Source organism: Geodermatophilus sp. SYSU D00703, from assembly GCF_054050155.1.
Map to the genome: position 1 here is coordinate 64,997 of NZ_JBJGYU010000012.1, position 18,044 is coordinate 83,040.

General features: G+C 76.7%; 18 protein-coding genes, 1 pseudogene and 1 riboswitch. Of the genes and pseudogenes, 9 read left to right on the forward strand and 10 right to left on the reverse strand.

The features are described 5' to 3' along the window. Position 1 precedes the first annotated feature (1 nt). Positions 2-1,051 carry a nitronate monooxygenase gene (locus ACI782_RS13660; RefSeq protein WP_456910022.1) on the reverse strand — a complete coding sequence of 350 codons (1,050 nt, stop codon included), beginning with the start codon at positions 1,049-1,051 and terminating at the stop codon, positions 2-4. Positions 1,052-1,170: 119 nt separating this feature from the next. Between ACI782_RS13660 and ACI782_RS13665 the strand changes: the two genes are divergently transcribed. From ACI782_RS13665 to ACI782_RS13675, 3 genes are all read left to right on the forward strand, one after another. Further along, positions 1,171-1,845, forward strand: coding sequence for an acVLRF1 family peptidyl-tRNA hydrolase (locus tag ACI782_RS13665; RefSeq protein WP_456910024.1), 675 nt, complete (start codon positions 1,171-1,173; stop codon positions 1,843-1,845). Positions 1,846-1,879: 34 nt separating this feature from the next. Continuing rightward, positions 1,880-3,952: a HelD family protein gene (locus ACI782_RS13670; protein ID WP_456910025.1), complete on the forward strand. Its 2,073-nt coding sequence runs from the start codon at positions 1,880-1,882 to the stop codon at positions 3,950-3,952. A 105-nt stretch (positions 3,953-4,057) separates the two neighbouring features. Next, positions 4,058-6,514, forward strand: a complete 2,457-nt coding sequence (locus ACI782_RS13675) for a transglycosylase domain-containing protein (protein WP_456910027.1) — start codon at positions 4,058-4,060, stop codon at positions 6,512-6,514. Positions 6,515-6,540: 26 nt separating this feature from the next. On the opposite strand, the pseudogene ACI782_RS13680 reads toward ACI782_RS13675, so the two are convergent. The 3 genes and pseudogenes from ACI782_RS13680 to ACI782_RS13690 all read right to left on the reverse strand — a co-directional run. After that, positions 6,541-7,320 (reverse strand): annotated as a pseudogene (locus tag ACI782_RS13680) (YhjD/YihY/BrkB family envelope integrity protein); the annotation flags it as partial. Between the two features lie 50 nt (positions 7,321-7,370). Beyond that, entirely contained in the window at positions 7,371-8,927 is a 1,557-nt protein-coding gene (locus tag ACI782_RS13685; protein WP_456910029.1) for a phytoene desaturase family protein, read from the reverse strand. Between the two features lie 30 nt (positions 8,928-8,957). Then, on the reverse strand, positions 8,958-9,137 hold the full coding sequence (locus ACI782_RS13690) for a hypothetical protein (protein ID WP_456910031.1): 180 nt from the start codon (positions 9,135-9,137) through the stop codon (positions 8,958-8,960). A gap of 198 nt (positions 9,138-9,335) precedes the next feature. Then, positions 9,336-9,471, forward strand: a riboswitch (cyclic di-AMP (ydaO/yuaA leader). A 15-nt stretch (positions 9,472-9,486) separates the two neighbouring features. Between ACI782_RS13690 and ACI782_RS13695 the strand changes: the two genes are divergently transcribed. Next, positions 9,487-10,530 (forward strand): C40 family peptidase, encoded by a 1,044-nt coding sequence (locus ACI782_RS13695; protein WP_456910033.1) that lies wholly within the window; start codon positions 9,487-9,489, stop codon positions 10,528-10,530. 309 nt (positions 10,531-10,839) lie between these two features. Continuing rightward, entirely contained in the window at positions 10,840-11,220 is a 381-nt protein-coding gene (locus tag ACI782_RS13700; protein ID WP_456910035.1) for a YrdB family protein, read from the forward strand. Here ACI782_RS13700 and ACI782_RS13705 read toward each other — a convergent pair. Beyond that, positions 11,198-11,743 carry a hypothetical protein gene (locus ACI782_RS13705; RefSeq protein WP_456910037.1) on the reverse strand — a complete coding sequence of 182 codons (546 nt, stop codon included), beginning with the start codon at positions 11,741-11,743 and terminating at the stop codon, positions 11,198-11,200. The genes ACI782_RS13700 and ACI782_RS13705 overlap by 23 nt on opposite strands. Before the next feature lie 28 nt (positions 11,744-11,771). Between ACI782_RS13705 and ACI782_RS13710 the strand changes: the two genes are divergently transcribed. Genes ACI782_RS13710 through ACI782_RS13720 form a run of 3 tightly spaced genes read left to right on the forward strand, consistent with a single transcriptional unit; the run spans position 11,772 to position 14,053 of the window. After that, positions 11,772-12,368, forward strand: a complete 597-nt coding sequence (locus tag ACI782_RS13710) for a hypothetical protein (RefSeq protein ID WP_456910039.1) — start codon at positions 11,772-11,774, stop codon at positions 12,366-12,368. Beyond that, positions 12,365-12,691 carry a DUF3817 domain-containing protein gene (locus tag ACI782_RS13715; protein ID WP_456910041.1) on the forward strand — a complete coding sequence of 109 codons (327 nt, stop codon included), beginning with the start codon at positions 12,365-12,367 and terminating at the stop codon, positions 12,689-12,691. The genes ACI782_RS13710 and ACI782_RS13715 overlap by 4 nt, the downstream gene beginning before the upstream one ends. A 36-nt stretch (positions 12,692-12,727) precedes the next feature. Further along, positions 12,728-14,053, forward strand: a complete 1,326-nt coding sequence (locus tag ACI782_RS13720) for a serine hydrolase domain-containing protein (RefSeq protein ID WP_456910043.1) — start codon at positions 12,728-12,730, stop codon at positions 14,051-14,053. Between the two features lie 13 nt (positions 14,054-14,066). On the opposite strand, the gene ACI782_RS13725 is transcribed toward ACI782_RS13720, so the two are convergent. The 4 genes from ACI782_RS13725 to ACI782_RS13740 are packed head-to-tail and all read right to left on the reverse strand — an operon-like array spanning position 14,067 to position 16,884. Then, a complete protein-coding gene (locus tag ACI782_RS13725; RefSeq protein WP_456910045.1) occupies positions 14,067-14,585 on the reverse strand; it encodes a hypothetical protein in 519 nt (172 codons plus the stop codon). A 38-nt stretch (positions 14,586-14,623) separates the two neighbouring features. Continuing rightward, the gene (locus ACI782_RS13730) at positions 14,624-15,694 is read right to left on the reverse strand and encodes a M42 family metallopeptidase (RefSeq protein WP_456910047.1); all 1,071 of its coding nucleotides are present in this window, start codon (positions 15,692-15,694) and stop codon (positions 14,624-14,626) included. A gap of 36 nt (positions 15,695-15,730) precedes the next feature. Then, positions 15,731-16,249 (reverse strand): hypothetical protein, encoded by a 519-nt coding sequence (locus tag ACI782_RS13735; RefSeq protein WP_456910049.1) that lies wholly within the window; start codon positions 16,247-16,249, stop codon positions 15,731-15,733. Beyond that, positions 16,246-16,884 (reverse strand): hypothetical protein, encoded by a 639-nt coding sequence (locus ACI782_RS13740; protein ID WP_456910051.1) that lies wholly within the window; start codon positions 16,882-16,884, stop codon positions 16,246-16,248. The genes ACI782_RS13735 and ACI782_RS13740 overlap by 4 nt, the downstream gene beginning before the upstream one ends. Before the next feature lie 9 nt (positions 16,885-16,893). Between ACI782_RS13740 and ACI782_RS13745 the strand changes: the two genes are divergently transcribed. Beyond that, entirely contained in the window at positions 16,894-17,145 is a 252-nt protein-coding gene (locus ACI782_RS13745; protein ID WP_456910053.1) for a DUF3253 domain-containing protein, read from the forward strand. 71 nt (positions 17,146-17,216) lie between these two features. Here ACI782_RS13745 and ACI782_RS13750 read toward each other — a convergent pair whose 3' ends face one another. Beyond that, complete coding sequence (locus ACI782_RS13750) at positions 17,217-17,654, reverse strand: DUF222 domain-containing protein (protein WP_456910055.1); 438 nt, start codon at positions 17,652-17,654, stop codon at positions 17,217-17,219. Between the last annotated feature and the right edge of the window lie 390 nt (positions 17,655-18,044).

An 18,044-nucleotide genomic window follows, 5' to 3' on the forward strand; every position in this document is an offset into this window, starting at 1 on the left:
GTCACTCCGGGCGCGGCGCGCCGTCGAGCGCGGCGCGGGCCTCGGCGGCGAGCCGGCGGACGAGCTCCCCGGCCGGCACCGCCGCCGCCAGGGCGGCCGACTGTCCCGCCCACAGGTGCAGCTCCTCGGCGTCCCCCGCCGCCCGCGCCGCGGCCCGGACCGGGGCGGTGAGCAGGTGCACCTCGGGATAGGCGGCCGGCGCGTGCTCGTCCAGGTCGCGGACGGCGGCGTTGACCAGCGCCCGCGCCCGGCGGCCGGTGAAGGCGCGGGTGACGGTGGTGGGCCGGCCCTCGGCGAGCGTCGCGGCGTGCACCGGCGTGGTACCGGCCTCCGGCGTCGGCAGGAACGCGGTGCCGAGCTGGGCCAGCGCCGCCCCGGCCGCGAGCACCGCGGCCACGCCCGCGCCGTCGGCCACGCCTCCGGCGGCGACCAGCGGCAGGGGGGACACCCGCCGGACCAGCGCCAGCAGCGGCAGCAGGCCCAGCTGGGCGGGCTCCTCGTCGGACAGGCCGCCGCGGTGCCCGCCGGCCTCCCACCCCTGGACGACCAGCGCGTCGGCGCCGGCCGCGGTCGCGACGGCGGCGTCCTCCGGTGAGGTGACCGTGACCCACACCGGCAGCCCGGCGTCGTGCAGCGCGTCGAGCGCGTCCGCGGGCGGCAGCCCGAACGCGAGCGAGACGACGGCCGGCCGCAGCTCCCGCAGCAGGTCCACCTTGGCGGCGAACCCGTCGTCGGAGTGGGCGGGCGTGCCGGGGGAGGCGCCCAGGCGGGCGGCGCGGGCGGCGATGCGCTCGGCGTACCCGTCCACCCGCGCGGACTCCTCCGGGCGCTCGGGCACCGGCGCGAACACGTTGACGCCGAACGGCGCCCCGGTGCGGCCGCGGACGTCGGCGACCTCCGCGGCGACCTGCTCGGGCGTGCGGTAGCCGGCGGCGAGGAAGCCCAGTCCGCCGGCGTCGCCGACGGCCGCGACCAGCGCCGGGGTCGACGGGCCGCCGGCCATGGGGGCGGCCACGATGCGGGCGGGGACCGGGGGGAGCGGCAGCGGCACGACGGCGAGCCTGCCCCGCGACGGCGGGTCCGTCGAGCGGGGGGCGTGTCGGTCCGGCGTCCTACGATCCGCGCCGTGGGTCCCTCGCGCGCCGCCGTGCCGCTGTCCTGCCCGCCCCGGTGACCCGCCCCCGCCCGGCCGCCGGCGGCGGACGCCTGCTGCGCGTGCCGCCGGAGCGGCTGGGCCGCTGGCTCGACGGCGTGGCCGCCCGGCACGGGGCCTTCGACGAGGTCGGGCTCGACGACGAGGCCGTGCGGATCACCTGCGCGGACTCCACGACGGTCACCCTGCGCGCCCCGTTCCCCTGGCGACCCGGTCCGGCGCTGCTCACCGCGTTCGCCGCCGCTGTCCGGCAGCCGCACCGGGCCGCGGTGCTGCTGGTCCGGCGCGGGCGGTGGGCGGTCGGCGTGTTCGACGGCGCCGACCTGCTCGTCTCCAAGGTCGACGCCCGCCTGGTCCAGGGCCGCACCGCCGCCGGCGGGTGGAGTCAGCAGCGCTTCGCGCGGCGACGGGCCAACCAGACCGACGCCGTCGTCGCGGCCGCTGCCGACACCGCCGTCCGGGTCCTGCTGCCGCAGGCCGGCGAGGTCGCCGCGCTGTTCACCGGTGGGGACCGCGGACTGGTGGACGCCGTCCTGGCCGACCCCCGGCTGCGGGCCCTGACCGCCCTCCGCCGCCAGCCGGCGCTGCAGGTCGGGGAGCCGACGAAGGCGGTGCTGCTGGCCGCCCCGGAGCAGTTCCGGGCGGTCGCCGTGCACCTCGTGGAGCCCCAGGACCGCCCGGAACCCGGGTGACGGGACCGGGACGGCGGCGTAGCGTCCTCCGACCGTGTCCTCCGCACCGAGCGCGACGACCACCGCCCCCGATCCCGTCCTCCTCGCCGAGCGCGTCCACCTGGCGCACGCGGCCGACTGCCTGACCCGCATGCGCGCCACGACCGCCGCCGTCGGGGACGCCGGGGTCGACGCCTGGGCCTCCGAGCGGCTGGGCGCGGCCCGCGCCGAGCGGCTGCGCTCGCTGGCCGCCGACCCCGGCGTCCCGGCCTTCTTCGGCCGCACCGACGCGCGGGTGGGAGCAGGCACCGAGACCTTCCACATCGGCCGCCGGCACGTCCGCGACGCGGACGGGACGCCGGTGGTCATCGACTGGCGGGCGCCGATGAGCCGGCCGTTCTACCAGGCCAGCGCGGCCGAGCCGCAGGGCCTGCTGCGCCGGCGCCGGTTCGGCTTCTCCGGCGGCGAGCTCACCAGCTACGAGGACGAGCTGCTCGGTACCGGGGACTCGGCCCCCCTGCAGGGGCCCGCCGCGAGCTCGCGAGCGGTGGGGAGCAAGGGGGTCCTCTCCGTGCTGCAGGAGGAGATCGAGCGCCCGCGCGGCGGCCCGATGCGGGACATCGTGGCCACCATCCAGCCCGAGCAGGACGTCATCGTGCGGGCGCCGCTGGCCGAGTCGATCTGCGTGCAGGGCGCGCCGGGCACGGGCAAGACGGCGGTGGGGCTGCACCGCGCCGCGTACCTGCTCTACACCCACGGCGGGCAGTTGACCCGCACCGGCGTCCTCGTCGTCGGGCCGAACCGGGCGTTCCTCCGCTACATCGAGGAGGTGCTGCCCACCCTCGGCGAGGTCGACGTCGAGCAGACCACGGTGACCGACCTGACCGCGCGGGTGCCGGTGCGCGCGGTCGACGAGCCCGCGGCCGCCGTCCTCAAGGGCGACGCCCGCATGGCCGAGGTGCTCGACCGGGCGCTGTGGGGGTCGATCGCCAAGCCCGCCGAGGACGTGCTGGTCCCACTGCGCGGGCGCCGGTACCGGGTCCCGGTCGAGCGGCTCAAGCGGTACGTCGACGACCTGCGGCGCCGCGGCCGCGCCGGCGACGACCAGCAGCGGCTGCACCACGCCGCCGGCCGTGAGCGGCTGGCGATGAGCGTCGCCGAGGACGCCCGCCGGCAGGCCGAGGCCGCCGGGGGCAGCCCGACCGACGCCGAGACCCGCCGGGCGGCGCGCGGGCCCGAGGTCCGGGCGTTCTGCGACGCGACGTGGCCGGCCCAGGACCCCGCGGACCTGGTGCACGGCCTGCTCACCGACCCCGCACGGCTGCAGCGGGCCGCCCGCGGCCTGCTCACCGACGACGAGCAGGCGCTGCTGCTCCGCCCGGCCGGCCCGCTGCGCTCGGCGCCCTGGACCGCGGCCGACGCCGTGCTGGTCGACGAGGTCGCCGGCTCGCTGGAACGCACCGCCGGCTACGGGCACGTCGTCGTCGACGAGGCCCAGGACCTCTCCCCGATGCAGTGCCGCGCGGTGGCCCGGCGGCTGGCCGCGGGCTCGCTCACCGTGCTGGGCGACCTGGCGCAGGCGACCAGCCCCTGGTCGGCGGCCGACTGGGGTCGGACGCTGACCGCGCTGGGCCGGCCCGACACCGTCGTCCGGCCGCTGACCCGCGGGTACCGGGTGCCGGGGGAGGTGCTCGCCTACGCCAACCGGCTGCTGCCGGCCATCGCGCCGGGCCTGGAGCCGGCGACCGCCGTCCGCCGGGAGGCGGGGGCGCTGCGGATCCAGCCCGACGGCGTCCTGACCGACGTCGTCTGCGACCTCGCCGCGCAGCCGGGCTCGGTGGGCGTGGTCTGCGCCGACGCGGCGGCCGCCGACGTGGCCGGCGCCCTGACGGCGGCCGGCGTCCCGGCCCCCGTGCTGACCGACGGCGACGCGGCGGGGCGGCTGACCGTCGTCCCCGCCTCGCTGGCCAAGGGGCTGGAGTTCGACGCGGTCGTGGTCGTGGACCCCGCGGGGATCGCCGCGGCCGAGCCGCGCGGGCTGCACCGGCTCTACGTGGTCCTCACCCGGGCGGTGAGCACCCTGGTCGTGCTGCACCGCGGGGACCTGCCGGACCTGCTCGGGGGGTGAACGTCCGGTGACGCTCGGGCGTCGTGGCCGGGCGCGGGCGGCGTGGGAGGTTGTGGACGGCCACGTCGTCTGTTCCAGTGACCTTCGTCACTGGAGAGGGGGCCCATGGACCTGCGCGCGCACGTACGGGCCAGGACGCTGCTCGAGCTGGCCGCCACGGTCGTCGCAGCCGGGGCCCTCCTCGCGGCGGTCCTCTTCCCGTGGGTGGGCGGTCCGGCCCTGGTCGCCCAGCGGTCGACCAGCCTCCTCGGGGACCTCCCCACCGAGCTGACCGTAGACCCCCCGGCCGGCAACACGGTGCTGCTGGCGGCCAACGGCGAGCCGATCACCTACTTCTACGACGAGAACCGCGCGCCGGTCGCCGGCGACCAGATCGCCGAGGTCATGAAGCAGGCGATGGTCGCCATCGAGGACGCCCGCTTCCAGGAGCACCACGGCCTCGACGTCCAGGGCACGATGCGGGCGCTGCTGACCAACATCGCCGCCGGCGGCGTGCAGGAGGGCGGTTCGACGCTCACCCAGCAGCTGGTCAAGCAGACCCTGCTGCAGACCGCGCGGACGCCGGAGGAGCGCAGCGCCGCCACCGAGCAGACGGTGGGCCGCAAGCTGCGCGAGGCCCGGCTGGCCCTGGCCCTGGAGGACACCTACTCCAAGGACGAGATCCTCACCCGCTACCTGAACATCGTGTACTTCGGCCAGAACGCCTACGGCGTGCAGCCGGCCGCACGCGCGTTCTTCGGCGTGGACGCCGCCGCGCTGACCCTGCCCCAGGCGGCACTGCTCGCCGGGCTGGCGCAGAGCCCGACCGCCGACGACCCGTTCACCAACCCCGAGAAGGCCACCGAGCGGCGCGACGAGGTCCTCTCGCGGATGGCCGAGCAGGGCCGGGTCAGCCAGGCCGAGGCGCAGCAGGCCCAGGCCGCACCACTCGGGCTGGCCCCGGCCCCGGCGCCGCCCCGCGGCTGCGTGCAGGCCGCCGTCGGCGCGTTCGTCTGCGACTTCGTCCAGCGGTACCTCACCCAGGAGCTCGGGCTCACCCAGGAGCAGCTGGACAACGAGGGCTACGTCGTCCAGACCACGCTCGACGTCGACCTGCAGCGGTCCGGCGACGCCGCCGTCCTCGAGACCCTGCCCATGGGCGACTCGCTGGCCGCCATGTTCACCGCCGTCGAGCCAGGCACCGGGCACCTGCTCGCGATGAGCGTCAACCGGGTCTTCGGCTACGACAAGGAGGACCCGGCGCAGGAGTCGTACAACCTCAACGCCGCGCCCAGCAAGGGCTCCGGGTCGACGTACAAGGTGTTCACCGCCGCGGCGGCGCTGGCCCGCGGCTACTCCAGCTACTACACGATCACGACGTCCGACCCCTACGTCTCCCGGGTCTACCGCGACGGCACCGGCCGCTACGACGTGGCGAACGCCGGCGACTACCGGTCGACGCTGGACCTCACCACCGCGCTCTACCAGTCCTCCAACACCTACTTCCTGGCGCTGGAGGACGCCCTGGGCAGCGTCGAGGAGCCGGTGCGCATGGCGGAGCGGATGGGGTTGTTCCAGTTCAGCGATCCCGAGCTGCCGCAGCAGATCATCGACGAGAACCGCGGCTCGTTCACCTTCGGCGCCGAGGCGACCAGCCCGCTGGCGCTGGCCAGCTCCTTCTCGACCCTGGCGGCCGGCGGCACGCAGTGCGACGTCGTCCCGGTGACCGCCGTCCTCGACCGGCACGGCGAGCCGGCCGTCGGCGCCGACGGCGAGCCGATCGCCGTCGGCGACCGGTGCACCCCCGAGGCGATCCCACCGGGGGTGGCCACCACGCTCAACCAGATGCTGGTCAAGGACGTCGCGCCCGGGAACCCGGGACAGACCGGCGCCCGCGCCCACGTCCCCGGCCACCAGATCGCGGGCAAGACCGGGACGTCGCAGGACAACGACTCCATCGCCTTCGTGGGCTACACGCCCGAGGTCACCGCCAGCGTCATGGTGCTCAACCCGAAGGAGAAGGAGAACGTCGGCGGCTTCGGCGGGGGCAAGGCCGCGACGGTGTGGCACGACGCCATGGCGCCGATCCTCCAGGCGCGGGGCAGCGGGGAGTTCCCGCCGGCCGACGAGCGCGTGCAGAACGGCAACACCCGGCCGGTGCCGGGCTGCACGTCGGTGCGGCGCTGCCAGGCGGCGCTGGCCGACGCCGGGTTCCAGCACACGACGGTGCGCGTGGACAGCTCTCGCGAGGCCGGCACCCTGCTGGGCACCAGCCCGCCCCGCGGGGGCCGGGCGGTGCCGGGGCAGCTGGTGTCGATCCTGGTGAGCAACGGCGCCGACTACGTCGAGCCGGCCCCCGCGCCGCGGCCGGAGCCGGAGGAGCCGCCCGCGACCGAGCCGGAGGCCCCGCCGCCGGCCGAGGACGACGCCGAGCCGCCGACGGAGGAGGCGGAGCCGGCGCCCGACGAGGGGGACTCGGACTCCGGGGACGAGGACGAGGGCGACTCGGACGAGGGCGACTCCGATGAAGGCGACTCCGACGGTGGGGACGTGTCCGAGGAGGAGTCCGACGAGGAGGGGTGACCGGCCCGGACGCGGTCGTCGAGGGCCTGGGTGAGCAGCCAGCCCCCGATGACCACCAGGTGCAGCAGGAACAGCCACAGGCTGATCGCCACCACCGCACCCACCACGGTCAGCCCGCCGAACGGCGCCCCCAGGGCCAGTGGCAGGGCCAGGAACAACACGAATCCCTGCAGGAAGCCCGACAGGCAGGCGGCGGTGAACAGCGCGCCCGAGACCAGCGCCGGCCAGCGCAGCCGCCCGGCCGCGACCACCCCGAAGCCCCACAGCAGCGGCACGGTCAGCGCGAAGAGCACCGAGTAGTAGCCGACCGCCAGGCTGCCCAGGCGGTTGCCCCGCTCGGTCAGCTCGGCCATCGCGGAGGCGGCCAGCAGCAGGGGGTACAGCAGCAGCGGGGTGGCGACCACCAGTGGCAGCGCCAGCAGCCGGCCGCGCCAGCCGGTCAGGGTGTCCCGGCGCGGCGTGAAGCGCAGCAGCGCCCGCCGCAGCCCCTCGCCGTAGAGCGACAGCGGCAGCAGGGCCAGGACGACGTCGAGCAGCCCCATCCCCACGCCGGCCCGCGCCAGCGCGCGCAGCGCCTCGGGGGCGCCCAGCTGCGACGGGAGCAGCCCGGCCAGCCGTGCGGCGAGGTCGGTGACGGTGTCCGCGGAGGTGACCAGCGCGGTCAGGCGGACGGCGACCAATAGCAACGGCACCACCGCGATGCCGGCGTAGAACGTCAGCCCGGCGGCGATCAGCGCGAGGTCCCGGCCGTGCAGCCGCCGTCCGGCCCCGCGGATCAGGGCACGGGTCTCCCGGCGCAGGTCCACCGGCCCATGCCACCAGGTGTGGGCCGATCCCGCCCGATCGGGGGCCTCCTTCAGCGGCGGTCGAGCAGCGCGCGGGCCGCCGCGTAGCCGCCCAGGCCGCTCACGGCCCCGCCGCGCACCGTCCCGCCGGAGGAGGCCGCGACCACCCGCGGGTGGGCCGTCGCCACACCCCAGGTGCCCACCTCCGCGTCCGTCTCGGCGACCGGCCAGCACAGGTCGCCGTGGAAGATGTGCCCGCCCGGCATCGCCAGCGACTCCTCCACGTCCAGCGGCGAGGCGGCCTGCAGGCAGGGTTCTCCCGTGGCGTCCGGGGCCAGGCAGTCCAGCAGCGGCTCCTCCAGGTGCGCGTCGAGCTGGGCGACCACCCGCCGCACGGCCTCCCGGCGAGTGCCGACGGGGTCCTCCCGGAAGAGCGCGGCCGGCGTGTGCAGGCCGAACAGGGTGAGCGTCTGGTAGCCGGCCGCCCGTTCCGCCGGCCCGAGGATCGACGGGTCCGACAGCGAGTGGCAGTAGACCTCGAACGGGATGACGTCGGGCAGCCGGCCGGCGGCGGCCTGCGCGTGGGCCGCGTCGAGCTGCGAGGCGGCCTCGTCGACGTGGAACGTGCCGGCGAAGGCCACGGCCGGGTCCACGCCCGACCGCAGCCGCGGCAGCCGGGCCAGCACCATGTTGACCTTGAGCTGGGCGCCGTCCGGGGTGGTCCGCGGCGCGACGCCGAACAGCCGGTCGAGGACGGCCGGTGCCGCCCCCGAGACGACCCAGCTCGCGTCGACGGCGTGCTCGCCGCCCTCGTCGTCGGTCCAGTGCACGGTCGCGCCGTCGGGCCGGGGCTCGAGCGCGGTGACCGTCGCCCGGGTGAGCAGCTCCGCGCCGGCGCTGCGCGCGGCGGCGGCCATGGCCCCGGTGACCGCGCCCATCCCGCCGACGGGCACCCGCCACCGGCCGGTGCCGTTGCCGACCAGGTGGTACAGGAAGCAGCGACCGGCCAGGCCGTCGGCGGCGTGCATGTCGGCGAAGGTGCCGATCAGCCCGTCGGTCAGCGCGACCCCGCGGACGACGTCGTGGGCCAGCTCGTCGGCCACCACGTCGGCCAGCGGCCGCTCGAGGAGGTCCTGCCACAGCTGCGGGTCGCGCAGCCGCCCCGCCAGCTGGGCGGGGGAGACCAGCGGCTCGGTCAGCGTCGGGGCGAGGTCCTCGGCGAGGTCGGCCAGCCGGCCGTAGAAGCGCCGCCAGCCGGCCAGCTCGTCGTCGGACCCGGTGAGGTCCCGGAACGACGCGGCGGTGGCCGGGCCCTCGTCCCGCTCGACCAGCAGCCCGGTGTGCCCGGGGACGGCGGTGTAGGACGCCACCGCGCGGTCGGCCAGGGTCACCTCCAGGCCGAGGTCGGCGACGATGCGGTCGGGCAGCAGGCTGACCAGGTACGAGTACGCCGACAGCCGGACGTCGACCCCCGCGAAGACCTGCCGGCTCACCGCGGCGCCGCCGACCTGCTCGAGCCGCTCGAGGACCAGCACCGACCAGCCGGCGCGGGCGAGGTAGGCGGCGGCCACCAGGCCGTTGTGCCCGGCCCCCACGACGACGGCGTCGTACCTGCTGCGTGCGCTCACCCGGCGGACCGTAGCGCGTGGGCCGGCGGGTCAGCCGCCCTGCGTCGGGGCGTTCTCGCTGTCCGAGCAGTCGGCCCGGTCGCTGCCGGCCTCGGCGGCACCGCAGTCGGTCGTGCCGCGGTCGACGTCGGTGTTGGAGTTGTTGCTGCTGCTGCACCCGGCGAGCGCCCCGACGAGGGCGAGCACCACCAGGGGTCGCTTGAGGTCCATGAGACGCACATACCCCGTCGCCCCGTCGGCGCACCACCGGCCCCGCGCGTCCCAGGGGTAACGGCGACCAGCGGGGTCGAGGTGAGAGTCCACGAAATCACAACTCGGTAATTGTCACCGGAGCGTCACGGCCCTTACGGTGTGTGTGTCCGTCGGGGCGTTCCGTTACCGAAATGGGTGACACCCCGCGGGCGCCGCCGAGCCGGGTCGCCAGACCCGGGCCGGGGACCCACCGCAGCACTGGGGTGAAGCACGCACGGCTCCGGCCGGGCGCGCCGGGCGCCTTCCCGTCCGAACCCGTCAGCTAACTCGGTAGGCGGCTCGTGGAAGAACGGAGAGCCGCCAGACCATGGCGTCCGCCCGCGCCGCTCGGCGCGCTGCCCTCGTCCTCGCCGCCGCCGTCGGCGTCGCCTTCGTCCCCAACGCCGCCGGGGCGGAGGAGCCGGCCACCGCCTCGGAGGCCGCGGCCCTGGTCGCCGCCCGCGGGCACGACCTCGAGGTCGTCACCGAGCAGTTCAACGAGGCGCGGGAGGCCCTCGCCGCGCAGCAGGCGGCCGCCGAGGCCGCGGCAGCGCAGGTCACCGAGGCGCAGGCCGTGGCCACCGCCGCGCAGCAGCAGGTGAGCGGCATCGCCCGGAGCGCCTTCACCGGCGAGAGCATGGGGTCGCTGCAGGCCCTGATGACCAGCGGCTCGGCCGAGGAGTTCGTCAACCGGGTGACGCTGCTGCAGACCGTCGCCGGTCACCAGGGCGAGGTGCTCGACCAGGCCGTCACCGCCGGGGAGACCGCCGCCCAGGCCCAGGCCGAGGCCGACCGGGTGGCCGCCGAGGCGCAGGAGGCGTACGACGCCGTTGCTGAGCAGCAGGCCGGCCTCCAGGCGCAGATCGCCGAGTACCAGGCCGACTACGCGCGGCTGAGTGCCGACGAGCGGCGGGCCGCCCTGGAGGCCGCGGCCTCCGCGCACGGCGACGAGGAGCGGGCCAGCCGCGGCGAGCGCGAGGCGGCGCCCACGGGCGGGGCGCCCGTCGTCGCCGGCAGCGGCTCGCTCCAGGCGGTGATCGACACGGCCATGGCCCAGCGCGGCAAACCCTACGTCTGGGCGGCCTCGGGCCCCGGCTCCTACGACTGCTCCGGCCTGGTGCAGTACGCCTTCCGCGCGGCGGGGATCAGCCTGCCGCACTCCAGCCGGATGCAGTCGCAGATGGGGCAGCAGGTCTCCCGCGCCGAGGCCCGCCCCGGTGACCTGGTCGCCTTCTACAGCCCGGTGAGCCACATCGGCATCTACCTCGGCAACGGCCAGATGGTGCACGCGCCGACGTCCGGCGACGTCGTCAAGGTCGCCAGCGTCGACGTCATGGGCGCCACCCCGAAGTTCAACCGCATCGTCGGCTGACAGAAGGACCCGAGAAGGACCCCGAGAAGGACCCCGAGAAGGACCCCGAGAAGGACTCCGTCCTCCCCACCGCTCGCAGGCTCGCGGCGGGGCCCTGGACGGGGCCGCCCGACCCCTCGCAGGCTCGCGGCGGGGCCCTGGACGGGGCCGCCCGACCCCTCGCAGGCTCGCGGCACGCCTCAGGACGGGGCCGACCGGAGCCCCCGGACGCCTCGCGCGTCCGGGGGCTCCGTCGCGTCTTGACCCACCGTCCCATAGCGTGAACACTGCTCTCAGGAGAGAGCATCGATCACAAGAGGGAGGCCGGCGATGGCGCTGGCGTGGCAGTGGACCTGGGCGGGCGTCGCGTTCGCCACCGAGCTCGGCGCGCTCGTCGCCCTCGGCCTGTGGGGGTGGAGCACCGGCGGGACGACGGCGACGCGGTGGCTCCTGGCCCTCGGGGTCCCCCTCGCGGCGGCGGTCCTGTGGGGCCTGTTCGCCGCCCCGCAGGCCGTGGTGCAGGTAGCGGCCCTCGCCGTCCTGACGAAGGTCGTGGTCTTCGGGGTCGCCGGCGCCGCCCTTGTGACGGCGGGGCTGCCGCGCGTGGCCGCCGTCCTCGTCGTCGCCGCGGTGCTGGGCAGCGTGCTGTCCGGGCCGCTCACCGCGCAGCGGGCGCCCGAGGCCGCGGTCAGCGCGGCGCCGGCCCGCTGACCTCCTGCAGCAGCCCCCAGACGAACCGCGCCCGGACCCCACCGGGCAGGTGCACCTCCCAGCGGGTGACCACCCCGGGGTCCACGCTGTGCGCGCCGGGCAGTGCCACGACGTCGTCCAGGACGTGCTCCCAGACCCGGAGCCGGCCGGCGGCGGCGCGGGGCACCGGGGAGCCCGGCGCGCGCACCAGGTGCTCCTGCAGCACCGAGCCGCCGGGGCCGGAGAGCACCTCCCAGAACAGGTGCGGCCACAGCGGCAGGGGCCAGCGGCGGACCTGGAGGTCCAGGTCGCCGAAGCGGCGGTCCTCCAGCTCCTCCGGCGGACCCAGGACGGCGGTGCGCAGGGCCAGCCCGCGCGGCGCCCGCGGCGAGTGCTGCAGCGCCTGCCACCGGGTGTGCGCCGCGTGCGCCTCCGCCCGGGTGGCGCGGACGCGGGGCAGCGCCTCGGCGACCAGGTCGGGGCGCACGTCGGCCATGCGGCGCAGCAGCACGAGGCAGAACTCCCGCCGCGCCAGTCCCCGCACGCCCCGAGACCCTGCCAGCATCCCCTCCGTGCTCATCCCCCCGGCCACCGCCACCGGGATCATGGCCGGGACGGTCACGCTGGCGTTCCGCCGCTGGGACCGGCCGCGGGTGCGTCCCGGGGGCACCCAGCGCACGACGGCGGGCGTGGTGCAGTTCGTCGACGTCGCCGAGGTCGACCCCGCCGGCATCACGGAGGACGACGCGGCGGCCGCCGGCGTCCCCTCGCGGGCGGCGCTGCTCCGGCTGCTCGACCGCCGGCCCGGTGCGCACGTCTACCGGGTGCGCGTCCGCGGTGCCGGCCCCGATCCCCGCGTCGACCTGCGCGAGCGGGCCGACCTCTCCGGGGAGGAGCGGCGGGCCCTCGACGCCCGGCTGGACCGGTGGGACGCCGCCCGGGCGGACGGACCGTGGACGCGGGCGGTGCTGCGCCTGATCGCCGGCCGGCCGAAGGTGCGCGCGCCGGACCTGGCCGCGGCCCTGGGCCGGGAGACCCTGCCGTTCAAGCGGGACGTCCGGAAGCTGAAGGAGCTCGGCCTCACCCGCAGCCTGCCGGTCGGGTACGAGCTGTCCCCGCGAGGCCGCGCCTACCTCGGGTCCGGGATCGGGGAGGATGGGGGGCGATGAACCCCCGAGCCGTCGCCCTGCTGTTCCGTGTCGTCGCCCTCGCCGAGGCCTGTTCCTGGGTGGGCCTGTTGTCCGGCATGTTCGTGAAGTGGGTGCTCGACACCTCGGAGCGCGGCGTGCAGATCTTCGGCCCCGTCCACGGCGGCGTCTTCGTCGCCTACGTGCTGGTCGCCCTGGTCGCGAGCCGCGTGCTCCGGTGGAACCTGCTCACCACGGGGCTGGCCCTGGCCGCCTCGGTGCCGCCGTTGGTCACCCTGTGGTTCGACCGCTGGGCCACCCGCACCGGCCGGCTGCCGCTGCCGGAGCCCGCGCCGTCCTCCTGATCCTCGGGGCCGCGCGGCTCGCTACGGTCCTCGGTCATGCCCGAGCCGGTCCTGCCCGCCACCGCCCGCACCCTGCTCGCCCGCACCGCCCGGGTGCAGCGCGAGGGCCGGGCGCCCAGCCTGGTCGCGGGCGTGGTCCGCGAGGGCGGGCTGGTCTGGTCGGCCGGGCGCGGGGACGTCCCCGAGCCGCACACCGACGTCCAGTACCGGCTGGGCTCGATCAGCAAGACGGTCACCGCGGTCGCCGTGCTGCGGCTGCGGGACGAGGGCCGGCTGGACCTCGACGACCCGCTCGACCGCCACGTGCCGGGCACGCCGATGGGGGACCGCACCGTCGGCCAGTTGCTGGCCCACCTCGGCGGCGCGGCGGCGGAGAGCCCCGGCGGCTGGTGGGAGCGGACGCCGGGCGTCGCGCTGGACGACCTCGGCCTGGACGAGGAGCACGTCGTCCTCGGGGCCGCCCGCCGGTTCCACTACTCGAACCTCGGGTTCGGCCTGCTCGGGGAGCTGGTGGCGCGGCAGCGCGGCCGGGCGTGGGAGGACGTCGTCCGCGACGAGGTCCTCGGCCCGCTCGGCATGAGGCGGACGACGCCGCGCCCGGTCGCCCCGGCCGCGGAGGGGCACGCGGTGCACCCGTGGGCCGACGTCGTCCTGCCCGAGCCGGAGCACGACGCCGGGGTGATGGCCGCCGCGGGCCAGCTCTGGGCGACGCTGGCCGACCTCGCCCGGTTCGCCGTCTTCCTGCTCGGTGACACCGGCGACGTGCTGGACCCTGCCACGCTGGAGGAGATGACCGTGCCGGCGGGTCTCGACGACTCGGAGCCGGTGTGGTCCGCCTACGGGCTGGGGCTGCGCGTGATGCGGGCCGACGGGCACACCCTGGTCGGGCACGGCGGGTCGATGCCCGGGTTCCTCGCCGGGGTCTTCGTCGACCGGGACGAGCGGACCGGGGCGGTGTCCCTGGCCAACGCCACGAGCGGGCCTGAGCCGGTGGTGTTCGGGCTGCTCGCCGACCTGCGGGCGGCCGAGCCCCGGATCGTCGAGCCCTGGACCCCCGCGCCGTCGCCGGTGCCGCTGGAGGACCTCGGGATCTGGTACTGGGGGCCGGCGCCCCACGTGCTCCGCGCCCTGCACGGCGGGCGGCTGCACCTGGGGCCGTTGCCGGGCCGGCTCGGCCGGGCCAGCCGCTTCGCCCGCCAGGCCGACGGCACCTGGGTCGGGCTGGACGGCTACTACGCCGGCGAGCTGCTGCGGTTCGCCCCGGACCACCTCGACCTGGGCACGTTCGTCTTCACCCGCACGCCCTACGACCCGGGGGCCCCGGTTCCCGGCGGGGTGGACGAGGGCGGCTGGCGGCACTGAGCCGCCGGGCGGGCTACGGCCTGTCGAAGGCGTCCATCGTCGTCTTGAGGACCGCGCCGTAGACCAGGTGCGGGACCAGGTCGCTGACCCAGTCGGTGGTGGACCAGCTGCGCGGGTCGGTGATGCCGAGGGCGGTCATCGGGCCGTTGGCCGCGACCAGGATCCCGGCCGTGGTGAGCAGCGTGCCCACCAGCGGCTGGGACCGGAAGCCGGCGGCCCGGACGAGCCCGACGACGACGCCGACGCCGACGCCCGCGACCAGCCCGGTCAGCGGCGCGAGGCCCTGCACCCGGTTGTCGCGGGTCTCGCCCTCGCCGGGGATCGGCACGTGCGCCTTCTCGGCCAGCGTCTCCACCGTCTGCTCAGGGGTGGAGCTGCTGCCGCGGCCGCGCACGGCCATGTCGACGTAGGTGACGGCGTTGAGCGCGGTGCTGGCGGCCGCGCCCGCCGCGGCGCCGCGCAGCGCCCAGCCGGCCACGCTGATGCCACGCCGTCCCTTGCCGAACGTCCCCACCGGGGTGCGCTTCGCCATGCCCGCGCCCTACCCGCGTCCCCCGCCCGCACACGCCGTCAGGCCGGGGCCGGGCGGCAGAGGAACTCCGCGAGCAGCCGCGCGCAGCGGCCGACCGTCTCCCGGTGCTGGACCTCGTAGCCGTGCGTGCTCAACGTCGGCAGCGACAGGAGCGCCGCCCGGGCCGCCTGCCCCGAGCTCTTCGACTGGGATGCGTCGGAGTCGAAGGACTCCCAGACGGCGGCACGCGGCTCGAGCCCCAGTTCACGGCCGAGCGCCAGCAGGTGGTCGGCGAGGTCCTTGTCGTAGACGACGGCGTCGTCGGCGTAGGCGACCACCGGGCCGGAGTCGGCCGGGATCCCGTACTCGGCCTCGGCGGGGCCGACGTCGAGGGCGAGCGTGACCTCGCCGGGCAGGGTCCGGCTGGCGTACGCCGCCCCGACGCCGCCCATCTCCTCCCCGGTCGTGCAGACCAGGTGGACGTCGGCGGGCGGCCGGGCGCCGCGCTGGCGCAGGAGCCTGGCCGCCGCGACCAGCGCGGTCAGGGCGGCCCGGTCGTCGAGGAAGTAGGAGCCGACGAAGTCCCCGAACTCGACGAGCGTGCGCCGGTTGCGGTGGACACAGACGCGGGTGCCCGGGTGCACGCCCGCGGCGGCCAGTTCCTCGGGCGTGCGGCCGGTGAACGCGGCGACGTGCGTCCACTGCATCGCCTGGTCCCCGCCGTCCGGCTTGGTCTGCCAGACGCGCGCGGTCTCCGGGGTGGTGTGCTCGGAGCCGAGCAGGAGCACCGCGGTGAGCGTCTCCTTGTCGCCGAGCACGGTCAGCGGGCCGAGGCCGAAGTTGCCGGGGTACATCGTGCCGAGCTGGCTCAACCGCAGGGAGCCGTCCGGTTCGACCCGCTTGACGATCATCGACAGCTCGTCCATGTGCGCCATCACCCGAACGACCGGAGCGTCCGCGGCGCCCGTCCCCCGCAGGAGGGCGACCAGGTTGCCGGCGGCGTCGACGTCGAGCTCGTCGACCAGGGGGGCCAGCTCCCGCCGGCATACCTCGCGGACCTCGTCCTCCTGACCGCCGGGGCCGTAGGCGTACAGCAGCTCCTGGAGCAGCTCGCGGTCGTCGGGGGACACGGTTCTCCTCGGGGACGGTGGCCGGACGCCGCGCCTCTACCCCTGCGCGTCCCCGGGATAGTCCTCGAACCTCGCCGAGCCGTCCGGGTCCACCGTGATCCGGCCCGGACCGCCGTCCAGGCCCGCCACCGCGACCACGACCGGCCGCAGCCGCGGCCGCGCGACCTCTCGGAACAGGAAGGCCACCACCTCGCGCAGGACGTCCTGCGCGAGGTGGTGGCCACGGAACGGGTGCTCGCCGCCCTCGACCGTGAGCACCGCGGCGGTGTCCGCCTCGAAGCGCAGCCGAGCCTCCGCCGGTGGTCCCCACTCGGCGCGGAGCACCGCCAGCTCCGCGGCGTGCCGTGCCCGGTGCCGGCGGGTGAGGAGGCGGAACTGCTGGTCGAGGACGATGGCCGCCGCCGCCGCGTCCAGGCCGAACTCACGCTGGAGGCCGTCCAGCGCGGCCTCGTCGTCCGCCGCCTCCTGCAGGACCCGCACGAGGCGCACCGGGTCGGCCAGGGCGGTGTCGATCGCGGCGAGGGCGGCCAGCCGCTGTCCGCGGGCGTCGGTCACCGGGGCGCCCGCAGGCGCCGCACGGCGAGGCTGCCGGCTGCGATCGCCAGGGCCGCTGTCACCGCTCCGGCTGCCAGCAGCCCGGTGTGCGGGCCGCCCGGCGACGCGGTCCCCGCCGTGCCCGGTCGCGGGTCGCCGGGGGTGGCGCTGCCGGTGAGGTCCGCGACCTGCGCCTCCGACTCCGGCGTCGTCCTCGTCGTGCCGCCGCAGAGGTCCGCGACGAGGGGACCTTCCCCGCCGGACCGGGTCGCGAGGACCAGGAACGGTCCGTCCCCGGAGAGTTCGAGGCCGCAGCTGGCGCCCGAGGCGGCCGAGACGACGCCCTGCGCCTCCGCGACGTCGCCCTTCCACACCGACTCGACGGCGAAGACGTGCAGCGCCGGGTCCCCGCTGCTCGACCGGCCGGACACCTCCCGGGACACCAGGCGGCCGGTGAAGACGGCGTCGGCCCGCTGCAGCTGCGCGGCGAGCGGTTCCCCCACGCAGCTGCACGCCGACGCAGGCGCGGCCAGGGCCCACCCGGTCACCAGCAGCACCAGGGCCACGAGCAGGGAGGACGTCGTCCGGCGCACGAGCCGGAGCATCCACCCGGCCGCTGCCCGCGGCCAGTGGCGGGCGTGCGCGACCGCGGGCACGCTGACCGCGTGGACGACGTCGACGGGCGGCTCGAGGCGGCGATCGTGACGTTGCTCGACGTCCGGCGGGCCGGCGCGACGATCTGTCCCTCGGAGGCCGCCCGCGCGGTCGACCCGGCGGGCTGGCGCGAGCTCATGCCTGCGGCGCGCGCGGCAGCTGGGCGGCTCGCGGCGGCGGGACGCGTGGTGGTGACCCAGGGCGGTGCAGCGGTCGACGTGGTCACCGCGCGCGGACCCGTGCGCATCCGCAGGTCCCACTGAGGAGAGCGACAGCCCGCCGCCGATGGTCGTGCCCGCGCTGGTGCGTCCGTCCGCAGGTCGGGGCGGCGGGGTCAGGCTGCTGCGGGTAGGGGTGGGCCGGTCGGGACCTCGGTGCCGTCGGGGCGCCGGGTGCGCCGGCGTCCGTCGGGTCGTCGGTCGACGCGGAAGCCGTGGTGGACCTTGGTGCGGTGCCGCTCGCAGAGGAGAGCGCTGTTCTCCAGTGACGTCTCGCCGCCGTGGATCCACTCCAGCAGGTGGTGGACGTCGCACCACCCCGTGGGGGCGCCGCAGCCGGCGAACACGCAGCCGCCGTCGCGCACCTCCACCGCCCGGCGGAGATGCGGAGGGACGAGGCGGAGGGTGCGGCCGTGGTCCAGCGGCGCCCCGTCGGGGCCCAGCACGATCCGGGTGACCTGGGCGTCGCAGGCCAGCCACCGGGCCCGCGCCGCGGAGAGCACCGCCCCGAAGCCGGTCTCGGCCGTCCCGTGAGGTTCGGATCCCCAGATCACGGGATTGTCCACAGATCTCTACCGAGGGTTGACGCGGACTTCTGTTGAGGGCCCACAGCCGCCGGAACGTCGGGACTCGAGGCGGTGATGACCATGCGGGTGGGCGGGTGTGCGGCACAGTGGGCGCCGATGGTGCAGGCCGAACGGGGAGTGGAGATGGGCACGCTCGACCGTGGCCCCGGGGGGACGGCTCGCCGCGACGCGACCCGGGGGCGGACTTCCTCGGTCAGCACTCCAGCGTGGGGAACGACGCGGGCCTCGAACGGGCGACCGTGAGGCGGTGGCTCAGGCCTGCACCAGCAGTACCTGCCGATCGTGACCGGCGCGGACCGACCGGGGGTGCCGTGCGCGCCTCGCGGCCGCCGGGTGCTTGCTGCAGCGCGGGTTCGG

Coding starts and splice junctions, on each gene's coding strand:
- ACI782_RS13725 (WP_456910045.1), bottom strand. CDS start 14,585: ATGGCGAAGCGCACCCCGGTGGGGACGTTCGGCAAGGGACGGCGTGGC.
- ACI782_RS13715 (WP_456910041.1), top strand. CDS start 12,365: ATGAACCCCCGAGCCGTCGCCCTGCTGTTCCGTGTCGTCGCCCTCGCC.
- ACI782_RS13700 (WP_456910035.1), top strand. CDS start 10,840: ATGGCGCTGGCGTGGCAGTGGACCTGGGCGGGCGTCGCGTTCGCCACC.
- ACI782_RS13695 (WP_456910033.1), top strand. CDS start 9,487: ATGGCGTCCGCCCGCGCCGCTCGGCGCGCTGCCCTCGTCCTCGCCGCC.
- ACI782_RS13690 (WP_456910031.1), bottom strand. CDS start 9,137: ATGGACCTCAAGCGACCCCTGGTGGTGCTCGCCCTCGTCGGGGCGCTC.
- ACI782_RS13720 (WP_456910043.1), top strand. CDS start 12,728: ATGCCCGAGCCGGTCCTGCCCGCCACCGCCCGCACCCTGCTCGCCCGC.
- ACI782_RS13675 (WP_456910027.1), top strand. CDS start 4,058: ATGGACCTGCGCGCGCACGTACGGGCCAGGACGCTGCTCGAGCTGGCC.